The organism is Marivirga aurantiaca, from assembly GCF_016679925.1.
Taxonomy (GTDB): Bacteria; Bacteroidota; Bacteroidia; order Cytophagales; family Cyclobacteriaceae; genus Marivirga; species Marivirga aurantiaca.
On the sequence record NZ_JAEQBW010000002.1, the window covers coordinates 154,714 to 167,392 of the forward strand.

The window sequence follows — 12,679 nt, forward strand, 5'->3', positions numbered from 1 at the left end:
ATGTTTAATGTTCATGCTCCAGTTCCAAAAAATCACCTTGCGGTCCTACACCTTCTATGTGTACTAATTGTGCTCCGTAATGTCCTGCCTGTGCCACAGCATAAGCTGCACCCAATAACACCACTGCCACAATAGCCATTGCCCACCTTTTCGATTTGAAAATGAATAGGTTGATTCCTTGCAATAGCAGGCCGATAAACCCAAGATTGATTGTCCAGTCAGCCCAGAAGTCGTGTTGTTCCAATACGAGCCTGGCATGTTCAGTGAGGCCGTGCGTATGCGGATGGAAGTTTCTGCCGGCCAAGTACGCAGCTACAAAACCTACCAGCACCAGGGCAAAGGCTGTCCACGCCAATTCCTTTTTGATGAAATAGATGTTGACAACCGCCAGAATGGCCCCCACAATCAGTAATACGATAGCGAAATGCACAATTAGCGGATGGATTGTGGGAAAGTCCGCAAGATCAGCCGTGACCTTTTTTTCGTGGTGTGCATCTTTCTCATGCGCATCGTGGCTCACTGCCTCACTGGTATGTTCATGTTCACTTTGATCTGCCTCGCTGGTGGGGGTGGTCATCACAGTATCCGCTTGTTGGGCGGTGCTGTCTTGTTTGCTTTTGTGGCCGTCATGAGCCGATACGGTTGCCGTAGTGAATAGTAGCAATACGACTGCTTTTAGAATATTTTTCATTGTTAAATTATTTAGGTGATTAATGATTGGTCTGTGGTCTTCTTGCTGACGAATGAGTTTGCCATATTTTCCATTGACCGTTTTCTTTTTTCAAAATGCTGGTGGCAACTCCTTTTCGCTCAATAACTGATTTGTCATTGCTTAGCACAATTGTGTATATGTAGGTTTCAGTGGCAAAGGCAAATGGCAAAGCGACTTCTATGGCTACTTCATAGTCACTAAACTTGAAAGATTCGAAATGATGGAGCTCCGGGCCCAGGTGGTTAGCTAGATAGTCCTGATATCGGCCTTCAACTTTGCCTGATTCAACAACAATTGATTGTGATACAAATAAATTACCTGTGCCCGTTGTGTCGAGGCTTTCAATGGCCTGTTTGTATGATTCCAGTACTTGTTTTACCTGGTTAATTTCATCCGACTGTTGCGCTTGAGTCTTCACGGCCACTATGGCAGCAAGACTTAAAAAAAGCAGGTTCAATTTCATGGATTTTTTGGGGTTAAATGATTGTCAATTATTCTTTCTTAAATGCGCTGTAATTAGCCTCTGATTCAAAGTATGCAACTGCGCCTTGCGTGTTAGTCACTACAATAAATGCTTCCGATTTATCTACCTGATTGCCACTAAAAGGGTCGATGGCGATCCTTGCACTTTCTATATTGTTGAGCTTATCCACGCACATTTCGCAGCAACCATAATAGGTTTTGCCATTGACCGGTACCGGGATTTGCGGCTTGCCCATGTAGGCGTCATTCACCATGCATACCAGGCTTGGTTCCACCGGTCGTTCAATTTCATCTGGGCTATAGCCTATAGAAGGCTGTAGCTGCTGATGGTTAATCCAATACACCAATGCTGTGGCTGTCACTAATAATGCCGCAATGGTCAGGTAGGCATACACCAGATTCCGGGTAGATGTCTTAGGGTTGTCCTTGTTGCTTTTCTTCTTCATGACTTTTCCGTTTGGTGCCTGATGGAAGAGTGGCGGCAGGATTGTATGCATGACAACCTACACAAGGGCCACTCTCCAACAGGGCTTTAATTTTACTTATCTTCCTCTTTTTTCATTTCCTGTTCCAAGAAGAAACAGTGTGTAGCACACGCATGAAGCTTATAGTTTTTGTGTACTGTGCCTTTCTTGTGACCTTCCGGATCCAGAATCTCGCATTTATCCCCTATCGTTTTGGTGCTCAGGATGAAGACTCCATCGTTGTTGTAATAGCGGCCATCTTTTTTAGCCTTTCCTAATGAATTGCCTTCCGCATCGTAAACCCTGCCGCCTTTGATGAAGCCCAGTTTTTGACCTTGGTTGTTAAAGACTATGTCTTCTTTACTGATGTGCCCGAGTTTGGTGCCCCGGTCATCCGATACCTCTCCTTTTCCATTGATGTGAATAAGGCGTTGCTCTGTCTTGCTACTTGGCTGTGCCAAGACCCCATGTGCTACCAGCAGCATTCCTCCAAGGAATACGATGCTGAAAATGATGTGCTTGTTCATGATACATTTAATTTGTACCTGCATGAAAAGGAGGGAGTAGTACAAAAGTCCATTCCATCCGATTCATACAGGTCTTTGATTCAATTGATCGTCTCTTTCACGCTTCCGCACTTCAGCATTTTGTCACCGAAGTAGGGATTGCGGATTTCCTTTTCGTTGGATAGCCAATAGCCTCCGGTGTTGCCGTTGGCCATGGGGCAGTATTCCAGATAGAGTTCTCCCATGCTGATATCAGCTCCCTTCACCAAGGTGGCCATCTCATTGCTTAAGGCGGTAAAAGCCTTTCGCTGGTTTTCCAGTGAACCTGCTTGCGCAACATTGGCCGCCTCTGTATGGACTTTATCACTTCCTTTGATATTGTGAAGGGCCTTCACCAAAGATTCAGAAGCAGACTTTGCATTCTGAAAATCAGACGCCACCAAAGCATTCTTCAAATGGATGTAGTGCGTGTAGGAAGAACCCAGTGCCTTGTCTTTAAACATTGGTTCCATCGTTTGACTGCTTGTTTGTGCACCATGCGCTGCATGGTCGTGTTGTGCGGTTGCTCCCCAGCTTACTAAAGCCAGGTATAGCATGATCATTGTTTTTTTCATTTTTCTATTTGTTTAAAGGTTAAATACTTGAATCAGGGCTAAACCAGTGACCAGAAGAATGACTACTCCCCAGACCATCCGGCTGACCCATTTTTTTATTGTTGAAGGAGCTTTTTCATCTCCGGTTTTACAGCAACTTTTCATCTCTTAATGGTTATGTCCACTGGCTGCTTGCTTGGCAGGCCCTCCATCCTCAAAGACTTTTTGACCTTTGAGATACGTCTCTTTTACTTCCCCACAGGAAAGCATAGCCTCACCGAAATAGGGGTTGAGAATCTCTTCCGATTCACTGAGCCAAAAAGCCCCTTTATTGTCAAAAGCCATGGGGCAGAAATCTTTGTATACTTTATCTTTCTCCAACCCGAAGGACTCTGTCACTTCCAGTATGCTTTCTGAAAGCATAGCGAAGTGCTGACGAAGTGCTTCCAGGTCTTTTGCTCCTTTCATCATGGTGACAGCTACTGCCAATTGTTCCTTTAGCGCCATCCAATGATCATGCGCTTTCCCTTTGAGGTTACGCATTTCTACTTTTGCCAATGCATTTTCCACTTCTACCAAACCGGATCGGGCTTCCTGAAAATCATCTTTCACCAGGGCGTTCTTCACTGGGAAATAAGCATCGGCTATGGCAGTCATTTGCTGACGAAATTCCTGAGGCACCTCCATAGTCTTTGTTTCAGGGCGCATCAGCATGCTGTAGTTACCGGAAAGTTGGGCTGCAGCATCAATGGCAAACACACCATTGGTCACTATTTCCTCCCCGGCCTCCAGCCCAGCTTCCACCAACCACATTTCACCCATTCGGGGGCCTATGGTGATTTCACGCATTTCGTAAGTTGGAAATTCAGTATCAGGTACTTTTACATACACGATTGAACGCTTGCCCGACCAAAGCAGAGCGGTGCGAGTTATGGCCAAAGAGGATTGCCCTTTGCGTAAAGTGGTCCGCACCCTGGCGTTGATGAACATTTCAGGTCGCAGCTCTCCGTTGCTGTTGGAGGCCTCAGCCCTCACAGAGGCTGCACGGGTTGAAGAATTTATGACCGGATCTATGTAGGTAATCTTAGCTTTAAAGGTCTCTCCGGGAATGCCTGCTGCGGTAAAGTTGACCTCATCACCGATTTTTACAAATGGGAGATCGGATTCATACGCATCAATCATTATCCATACCCGGTTCAGGTCAACTATATCAAATAAAACTGATCCAGTGTTCACATAATCACCAACTGAAATATTCCGCTGGGTTACAATACCACTTTTGTCGGCCAGCACATCAAATTGATCCTGCACTTTTCCAGAACCTTCAAGATCGTCAATTTGCTTCTCATTAAGTTTCCATAAGCGCAGTTTTTCCCTGGCTGCCTGATAAAGTTCGGGATAGGTGGATTTGGTAGAAGCAGCCTCCAAAAGTTCCTTTTGTGCTGTAACCAGCTCGGGTGAATAAATGGTGGCCAACCTTTCGCCCTGCCGGACAACCTGGCCGGTGAAATTGACAAAAAGCTGATCGATACGTCCCGGAAATTTGGCCGTGACAGAAGCCAGTTGGCGTTCATCGGCTTTCACTTTTCCGGTTAGAAAAAGCTCCCCTTCAGGAGATACTCCTGTAACCAGGGAAGTATGGACATTGGCCATGGCCACTGCTTCGGGTGTCATCTCATGCATAAGTGGACTGGCCGAGGCAGCAGACCGTTTACTTGAAGCTGGGATCAGGTCCATCCCGCAGATTGGACAACTGCCCGGTTCTGAAAGCCGTATCTGTGGGTGCATGGAGCAAGTCCATATTTGATCAGAATCTTCATCATGTACGTGAACAGCTTCTTCCGTCTCCTGATGACCTGAAGATGGTTTTACCATCCAGCCGAGTACGCCTCCCAATGTCAGCGCTACGAGCACGATCAGTAGGAGTTTTTTATTTTTAAATATTTCTTTCATCATTTTAACTTTTTAGATCAATTAATTCAGTTCTGTTGCTGCCAGGTTTTCCAGCATGGCAATGGTGACGTGCTGATCTACTATTGAAGTGATCAGCTTGAGTTGATAATCGAGCAATTGCTGTTGTACCCGCAGCACTTCCTCGAAATCCCGTCCGTCAGTAGCGTAGCTGGTCATCAGCAGGTTCAGGGTTTGCCCGGCCAGGTCGGTTTGCTCCCGGTACAGCTTTGTCCTTCTGGTTGCATCGTCCAAATCCCGCAAGGCGGTTGACCATCGGGTGGTCAACTGATTGACGGTGTTTTCCCTGCGCTGCTGAACGGCCAATTGTTTCAATTCCGCCTCTTTCTGTAAAGCATTGTACTTTTTCCGATAGATGGGTATAGTCAGCCTCAACATGGGCATCACCATGTCATTGCCGCCCATCGGCATTCCATTTTCTGTCCTTGGACTAAAGGGCATATAGTTGACGCCTGCCCCCAACATAGGCCTGCCTTCCAGCCGAGCCATCTTTTTCTGTGCCTCATAGGCTTCTTCCTCGGCATCCAGCATTTTCAACATGGGATTGTTCTGCGTAATGCTGTCCAGCAAAGCCTGGCGCTCCCAAGAGACTACTGATCCGCTCAATGAATCGGCTATGCTTACCACTTCATTGATATCCCGGTTAAGCAACTGATTGAATTCGGCTTTAATGGGCAGTCGGGAGTCTTCAAGCAAGGCAAGTGTGTTTTCCAGTTCCTTGATCTGAATCCTTACCCTGAGCACATCACTCATGCCTGACCCGCCCCCGTTCATTGATGAGGAAGTACCCATTGAAGAACCACCTTTTGAACTGCTTTTACCGGAAGTGCCACTGGTCATTCCACCGCTCATTCCACCCATTGACGATGCTGATGAGGTGGAGGAACCGCTGTTCATGCTTGTAGCTTGCTGCATATTGCTAGGGCCGGAACCGGTTCCTATATCTGCACTCTGAAAACGAATGAGCGCCAGCCGCTCATACTGTTTAAGAATCTCAAGGTTTTCCTCCGTAATGCGGATTTCCTCTTCTAGCCGATACAGTTGATACCAGGTGTTTTTTACCTGATAAAACAAGCGGTATTTGGCATCCTGAAACACTTCGTACTGCGCCAGTGCCATTTTGCTTGCTTCATCCTTTTGGGTTTTCAGCATGCCGAACCAGGGAAACATCTGCATCAACTGGATGTCGGCTTGCTGGTTGCCCATGAACCGCTCCATTGGTTGAAAGAAGAAACCCATGGTCAGTTCAGGATCAGGAAGTGCTCCCACCTGAGGTACTTTTTCCAAAGAGGCCAGATATTCATTGAAGTAGGCTTTTAACTCCGGGTTGTTTTCTGCTGCTACTTTCAGGTATTCATCCAGGCTTTGTGAAAAGCTTGTGGACTGAACTCCTAAAAACAACAGGAATATGATTGCTATTTTTTTCATCTTCCTCTATTTATGATTCAGTAAATACTTCGGGATTGCGTTTAATCTTGCGCTCTGCCCACCAACAGTATAGGACTGGCACCAGCAGAACCGTCATAATTTCGATGATCATGCCCCCGAATGAAGGAATGGCCATGGGTATCATAATGTCGGATCCTCGCCCGGAAGATGTGAGTACAGGTAAGAGGGCCAGTAAAGTGGTGGCGGTGGTCATCATGGCCGGGAGTACCCGCTTTTGACCAGCCTCCAATACAGCTTTGCGAACCTCCTTCACGTTTTCAGGTTCCCGTTTCTCAAAGCTTTGCTTGAGGTAAGTAGCCACCACTACGCCATCATCGGTAGCGATTCCAAACAGTGCTATGAAGCCTACCCAGACGGCCACACTCAGGTTGTAGGTCTTCATCTGGAAGAGTTCTCTCATATTGGTGTCAAAGACCGAAAAATCCATGAACCAACCCTGACTATACAGCCAGAGCATCAAGAACCCACCTGAAAAAGCCATAGCAATGCCTGAGAATACAAATAAGGTGGTAGAGATGGCTCGAAACTGAAAATACAGGATCAGGAAAATGGCCATAAGGCATAGCGGGACTACAATTGCGAGTCGTTTCTCTGCCCGCACCTGGTTTTCGTAGCTTCCCGAAAATTCATAGCGGACACCAGCAGGAATGGTCAGTTCACCTGCATCTATCTTTGATCTCAGGTAGCGTTGCGCATCCTCTACTACGGTAACCTCTGCAAACTCCTTTTTCCTGTCCAATAGCACATAGCCTACAAGGAAGCTGTTCTCCCCACGGATCATTTCGGGCCCGGGGCGATAGGTGATTTTCGCTAATTGACCCAACGGAATGTAGTTGCCTAAGGGCGTGGGCACCTGCATGTTTTCAATGGATGAAGGATCATCACGGTATTCACGGGCATAGCGTACCCTTATCGGAAAGCGCTCCCTTCCTTCCACCGTGGTGCTCAGCTTCATGCCACCGATGGCTGTTTCTATATAGTCTTGCACGTCCCGTACGTTCAATCCGTAGCGGGAAATCTGATCCCGGTCTATGTCAATCTCCAAATAAGGTTTTCCCACAATCCGGTCAGCAAAGACAGCTTCACTTTTTACCGATGGCACTTCTTTCAGGTATTTCTCGAGTTGAAGGCCGAATTCTTCAATGGTCTTCAAATCAGGTCCATACACCTTAATACCCATAGGGGCCCGCATACCCGTTTGCAACATCACCAGGCGTGTCTCAATAGGCTGTAATTTGGGAGAGGAGGTTACGCCCGGAATATTGACGACACCAACAATTTCGTCCCAAATGTCATCCGGTGTTTTGATGTGATCCCGCCACTGGCGGAAATATTCTCCATCAGGATCAGGAGTGAGATGCTTTATATCTATTTGCTCAGGGGACATGGTTTCCGGGTCATAAACGTCTCCATTTTGAAGCAGAAACTGACCATCATCATTCACCCGAAAGCGTTGCTTGGTTCCATCGATATCCGAAACATATTCGCTTTTGTAGCTGATGGTATTTTCAAACATGGACATAGGGGCCGGATCAATGGCCGTTTCCGCACGGCCTGCCTTACCTACCACCATTTCCACTTCGGGAATGGCTGTTACCATCATATCCAGTTTTTGCAGTACCTCACGGTTTACTTCTATGCCGGAGTGCGGCATGGATGTGGGCATCAGGAGAAATGAACCCTCATTGAGAGACGGCATGAACTCTTCGCCTAAGCCCGGAAACACGCCCATCATGGTTTCCCAGCCGGAGGTTTCCCTCAGGTTCCATCCCAGTTTTTCTGTGGTCTTTGGGATGATACCAAAAACCCGGTCAAAGCCCAGCCACACATTCGCACCTATCAGAATAATGATTACAGGAGTAATAAGAAAAAGCCCTTTGTTATCCAGGCACCACATGAGGATTTTAGGATACAGGCGCAGAAATAAGGCAAATGTGCCCAGCACAAAACCCAGTATGGCCGCAATGAACAGGAAGTTGACCAGCAAGCTGTTGGACACACCCAGCGGAACCCATTCGGTGGCCAACAGCCAAGCAACCGCAACCACTGTAACTCCTACCATCATCAGGTCACGGTACTTACCTAATCTTTCAGGAAAATGATGCAGCAGCACATTGATCAAACCAAAACCAAACAGCAACCATCCTGCCCAAGACCAGACGGTGAAGGCTATTACCGGGCCAGCAATGAGTAACAGGTAATTCAGGTACAGACTTGTTTTGCCTTTGCCTTTTTTCATGGAGAATATCCAGTGAGAAAAGGCAGGCATGATGATGAGGGTAAATATCAGAGCAGCAACCAAAGCAAAGGTTTTGGTGTAGGCCAATGGCCCGAAGAGCTTACCCTCAGCTGCCTGCAAGGTGAAAACTGGTAAAAAACTGACAATGGTGGTACTCACTGCGGTAACAATGGCGGAAGCTACCTCTGTAGTGGCATCATAGACAGTTTTTAACTTGGACTGGCCTTCCGGGGCAATTTCCAGGTGCCGGAGAATGTTTTCATTGAGGATAATACCAAGATCGACCATGGTGCCGATGGCAATGGCAATACCGGACAGGGCTACAATGTTGGCATCTACTCCGAAGTATTTCATGAATATGAAGCACATGAGTACCGCCAGTGGCAAAAGCGCTGAAATGAGGATAGATGCCCGCAGGTTGTACACCATCACAATGATCACAATGATGGTAATCAATATTTGCAGGCTGATGGCTTCATACAAAGTACCAAGGGTTTCGTAAATCAAGCCGGTGCGATCATAGAAGGGTACTATCGTTACTTTAGAAACCGTGCCGTCTGCCAGTGTTTTGGACGGAAGTCCATCGGCTATTTTTTCAATTTCCGCTTTTGTCGCATTGATGATTTTCAAGGGGTTGTCACCGTAGCGGGCAATGACCACTCCGCCCACAGCTTCAGCTCCTGATTTGTCCAGGATGCCGCTCATGTTTCTTGGTTGGGGGCCAATGTTTACCTTGGCAACATCTTTTACCCGGATCGGGACATTGTCCGTTACTTTTACTACAGCCTTGTCCAGATCAGCCAGCTCTTCTACATAACCCAGGCCTCTTACGAAATAATCCACCCGGTTTACTTCAATGGTGTTGGCTCCCACATCGATATTGCTGTTTCTTACGGCCTGCATCACATCCATGAGGCTAACCCCATGCGCTTTCAGTGCGGCAGGGTCAACATCTACCTGGTATTCTTTGACATATCCACCCACAGAAGCCACCTCTGCCACCCCTTCCACTGCAGTGAGGGCGTAGCGTATGTAATAGTCCTGGATGGTGCGCAGTTCGTGGAGATCCCAACCTCCGGTAGGGTTTCCGTCTTTGTCCCGGCCTTCCAGCGTGTACCAATACACCTGCCCCAGGGCGGTAGCATCAGGGCCAAGTTTTGGCTGCACATCCGGTGGAAGCAAACCTGCCGGTAAAGAGTTGAGTTTTTCCAGCACCCGTGACCGGCTCCAGTAGAACTCAATGTCTTCATTAAAAATGATGTAGATGCTAGAAAAGCCAAAAGCTGAACTACTCCGCACACTTTTTACACCGGGAAGGCCCAGCAAAGCCGTGGTGAGCGGATAGGTGATCTGGTCTTCCACATCCTGCGGAGACCGCCCCATCCATTCGGTAAAAACGATTTGCTGGTTTTCTCCAATATCCGGGATGGCATCTACAGGCACAGGATCACGAGGGAGGAAGCCCACCTCCCAGTTGAACGGGGCTGTAACAATGCCCCAGGCTACAATGAGTAGCAATACGAGAACGGTAACGAGCTTATTCTCGAGAAAGAATTTGATTATGGAATTGAGCATTTTTCATTCAATTTTCTTTAAAACTGGATTGACTTGAGCGCATACAAATGCATGCACTTGTGGCGCAGCATAATGCTATGCCTAGTGAAAGAATTGAATGAAAAGCTTAAATAAGGAAGGATTGAACGAGCACAGGTATGTCACGCTCAATCAGAGGGGGGGAATAATCGTTATACGAATAATAATCAACTGCAGGAGCGCTGAAAAGAAACGATACCACAGCGTAGAGCACTGCGATCATTTGAAAATCAGGAACTGCAACTTTGGTCACTTGCGTAAGATCTTCATGACCCTCAATTACAACAGTCTGGTCTTCACAGCACCCTTTCTTAGTCACCTGCTGGTGTTCACAATCCGGATCATGCTTATCATTGGCACAAGGGGATTTTTGAGTGGCCATTTCGCAGGGCTCAGCCCCGGCAAAAAGTGCAATGCTCTCTAGCTGGCCCATACAGAAATGCATGCCAAAGGTGAAGCTCGTGGAACTGAGCAGCACCAGAATGGAAAGCAGGATGGCCGATATTTTTCTAAAACGTTGCACTTTGGAGAAGATCTAATGCGAATATACGGAATTTAGTTCAGAATGTTCGATTTTAACGTCAAAAATGACGGTTTGCATTTCAAATACTTTAACATGTGGATGTTTATGCTTTATTTCTATTGGAAAATCATAGTTTGCTGATGCTTATTTTTGGAGTCATTATCTTTTACACAGCAGTAGAAAGAATCCCGTGTGGATGAGTCACCCACACGGGAGTTCCGTCAGAAACTAATCACCGCTTCAACCACGACTCCACTGAACTCAGCCCCGGCAAAACGCCCTGTCCAGGCATTGCCTTCATACTGCTGCTTCATGTACTCAACTTTTGTTAAAACGTTCTTTGAAAGATACCAGCCTCCACCAAAATTGACCCTGCTGATTTCCAAATCTTCTGTGGCACTTTCACGCATCTTGCCACTCACTGTATTGTATCTGCCACCAAGATAGAAACGTTCATCAGCTCCAAACCTATACAATACCTCTGCGGCTATTTGTGTGAATGCACCCTCTGTGTCGGCTTGAGGTGTTGTGAATTCATTGCTTCCATCAGCCAGCTCATAAATACCAAAGAACTCCAAGCCTTTGTACTTGATGAATGGGTTAATCTGCAAGGCTGTGAGTTTTGTGAACCTTGCATTGAACTGCCCATCACGAGGACCACCTTCTGTATTGCCATCCACATCCGGTACTGTAAAAAGCACATTGTAATACCTGGAGCCTCCTCGGTCACCACCATACAGATATGTGCCTGTTGAGGTGCCTTTATTGATGTACCAGGATCCGGTCAATCGTACTCTCAGATCCTCGTTCAGTTGTTTATCGTATCCCAACTTTCCGAAGAAAGAAGGCTTATTGTCCGTATTGTCATTCACCGTTACATTTTGATTGAGCTTACCGTTCGTCAACCCAACCACTGCCAATAAACCATTCTTTTGAACGGTGATCTCTCCGAATGCTTCGGTGGAGAATGCATCCATAAGATAGTTCCCCACAAAAGGGTTGAAAATACCTCTCGCATTGTCTGTTCTCCTGAAATGTGCGTCCCCATAGTTAAACTCATCTAGCCCTATGGTGATGCTTGTATATTTCATGACTCCCTCCAGAAACCCGGGTTTAACAAAGTCAAGATTATCCACTCTCATGTATCCACCCTTAATCCATGCTTCGTTGTGTGCTCTGGAAGAAAGATAGGTTCTGAGGTGCATCCGAACACCTTCCATTACCTGTACATCAAGGTTGAGGTTAGCTGAAGGTAAATTGAAATCGGAACCAAGCTCAACCAAGGTACCTGCATCATTACTTTGGTTGAGGCCCTGAAATTGCATGGCGAAATCACCGCCTACTCTTACTTTGAGGCCATCAAAGATGATTGTATCCTCTTTTGAGGGCTCAAATACATTCAGGCCGTTTTTATCGTTTGGCCTAAAAAACTGCAAGCCTGGTTGTTGGGCGTATGTGGTATTGATCACCATCAGTGTCAAGGCAATAAATACCAATTGAATTTTATGAAATGTTTTCATGATTTTAACATTTTGTTGAAAGTCTGATTAAAGAAACTTGATGATAGTTTTGTCGGATAGATCGTGTCTAATGCTGTTTAAATATCCCGGAACAGCTATATTTCACAGAACCATTTCCGACATTGCCCGAAGGTTTTGTAACCCGGACAACTAACTGATAATCAGATGTTAGCTAAAGAAGAAATGACTGGAACAGGATAGAGCGATACCGCCCTGACCAGCCGGGGGGAGCCTTTTTAGAAGTTGTGTAGTTTCTTGACTCGAAAAATTGTGTAGAAGGCAAATGAAAAGATGGCTGAGCCAATGCCGCTGGTGAAGAAGCAATGACCGGAATGTCAGAATGAGGTGTCCTGAAATCATCGAGAGAGAAGATGGTTTCCTGATCCTCACAACCATCACAAGGGTTGCTGTGATCGTCACAGCATGGTTCGTGGTGTTTTAGAAAAAGCTCGAAGCTGATCAGTTCGCCCCCGCAAAAGTGCTGAAACACTGCCATCCCTTTGCCAGGGAGAAGCATTACAATGAGCAGGACGATATATAAGTTGCGCTTCATGAGCCTTTTGATGTAAAATGCCATTCATTGAAAGGGTATCTATTTAGTATTCCCTTCAATATGACCCAAAAGT

At 46.5% G+C, this 12,679-nt stretch carries 11 protein-coding genes; all 11 read right to left on the reverse strand.

What is annotated here, in order from left to right; translation table 11 throughout:
• Positions 1-4 precede the first annotated feature (4 nt).
• Entirely contained in the window at positions 5-691 is a 687-nt protein-coding gene (locus tag JKA74_RS06160) for a hypothetical protein (RefSeq protein WP_201430298.1), read from the reverse strand.
• Positions 692-710: 19 nt separating this feature from the next.
• A complete protein-coding gene (locus JKA74_RS06165) occupies positions 711-1,175 on the reverse strand; it encodes a YybH family protein (RefSeq protein ID WP_236587560.1) in 465 nt (154 codons plus the stop codon).
• 28 nt (positions 1,176-1,203) lie between these two features.
• Complete coding sequence (locus JKA74_RS06170) at positions 1,204-1,641, reverse strand: hypothetical protein (protein ID WP_201430299.1); 438 nt, start codon at positions 1,639-1,641, stop codon at positions 1,204-1,206.
• 92 nt (positions 1,642-1,733) lie between these two features.
• Entirely contained in the window at positions 1,734-2,186 is a 453-nt protein-coding gene (locus JKA74_RS06175) for a 5-fold beta-flower protein (RefSeq protein ID WP_201430300.1), read from the reverse strand.
• Positions 2,187-2,266: 80 nt separating this feature from the next.
• Entirely contained in the window at positions 2,267-2,677 is a 411-nt protein-coding gene (locus tag JKA74_RS06180; RefSeq protein ID WP_236587563.1) for a DUF3347 domain-containing protein, read from the reverse strand.
• 249 nt (positions 2,678-2,926) lie between these two features.
• Positions 2,927-4,714 carry an efflux RND transporter periplasmic adaptor subunit gene (locus JKA74_RS06185; RefSeq protein ID WP_236587565.1) on the reverse strand — a complete coding sequence of 596 codons (1,788 nt, stop codon included), beginning with the start codon at positions 4,712-4,714 and terminating at the stop codon, positions 2,927-2,929.
• A gap of 18 nt (positions 4,715-4,732) precedes the next feature.
• The gene (locus JKA74_RS06190) at positions 4,733-6,157 is read right to left on the reverse strand and encodes a TolC family protein (RefSeq protein ID WP_201430302.1); all 1,425 of its coding nucleotides are present in this window, start codon (positions 6,155-6,157) and stop codon (positions 4,733-4,735) included.
• A gap of 10 nt (positions 6,158-6,167) precedes the next feature.
• Entirely contained in the window at positions 6,168-9,992 is a 3,825-nt protein-coding gene (locus JKA74_RS06195) for an efflux RND transporter permease subunit (protein WP_201430303.1), read from the reverse strand.
• Positions 9,993-10,098: 106 nt separating this feature from the next.
• On the reverse strand, positions 10,099-10,533 hold the full coding sequence (locus JKA74_RS06200; protein ID WP_407659038.1) for an HYC_CC_PP family protein: 435 nt from the start codon (positions 10,531-10,533) through the stop codon (positions 10,099-10,101).
• Positions 10,534-10,754: 221 nt separating this feature from the next.
• Positions 10,755-12,053 carry a hypothetical protein gene (locus JKA74_RS06205; RefSeq protein WP_201430305.1) on the reverse strand — a complete coding sequence of 433 codons (1,299 nt, stop codon included), beginning with the start codon at positions 12,051-12,053 and terminating at the stop codon, positions 10,755-10,757.
• A gap of 172 nt (positions 12,054-12,225) precedes the next feature.
• Complete coding sequence (locus tag JKA74_RS06210; RefSeq protein WP_201430306.1) at positions 12,226-12,606, reverse strand: hypothetical protein; 381 nt, start codon at positions 12,604-12,606, stop codon at positions 12,226-12,228.
• Positions 12,607-12,679: the final 73 nt, after the last annotated feature.

Coding starts and splice junctions, on each gene's coding strand:
- JKA74_RS06160 (WP_201430298.1), bottom strand. CDS start 691: ATGAAAAATATTCTAAAAGCAGTCGTATTGCTACTATTCACTACGGCA.
- JKA74_RS06165 (WP_236587560.1), bottom strand. CDS start 1,175: ATGAAATTGAACCTGCTTTTTTTAAGTCTTGCTGCCATAGTGGCCGTG.
- JKA74_RS06170 (WP_201430299.1), bottom strand. CDS start 1,641: ATGAAGAAGAAAAGCAACAAGGACAACCCTAAGACATCTACCCGGAAT.
- JKA74_RS06175 (WP_201430300.1), bottom strand. CDS start 2,186: ATGAACAAGCACATCATTTTCAGCATCGTATTCCTTGGAGGAATGCTG.
- JKA74_RS06180 (WP_236587563.1), bottom strand. CDS start 2,677: ATGGAACCAATGTTTAAAGACAAGGCACTGGGTTCTTCCTACACGCAC.
- JKA74_RS06185 (WP_236587565.1), bottom strand. CDS start 4,714: ATGATGAAAGAAATATTTAAAAATAAAAAACTCCTACTGATCGTGCTC.
- JKA74_RS06190 (WP_201430302.1), bottom strand. CDS start 6,157: ATGAAAAAAATAGCAATCATATTCCTGTTGTTTTTAGGAGTTCAGTCC.
- JKA74_RS06195 (WP_201430303.1), bottom strand. CDS start 9,992: ATGCTCAATTCCATAATCAAATTCTTTCTCGAGAATAAGCTCGTTACC.
- JKA74_RS06205 (WP_201430305.1), bottom strand. CDS start 12,053: ATGAAAACATTTCATAAAATTCAATTGGTATTTATTGCCTTGACACTG.
- JKA74_RS06210 (WP_201430306.1), bottom strand. CDS start 12,606: ATGAAGCGCAACTTATATATCGTCCTGCTCATTGTAATGCTTCTCCCT.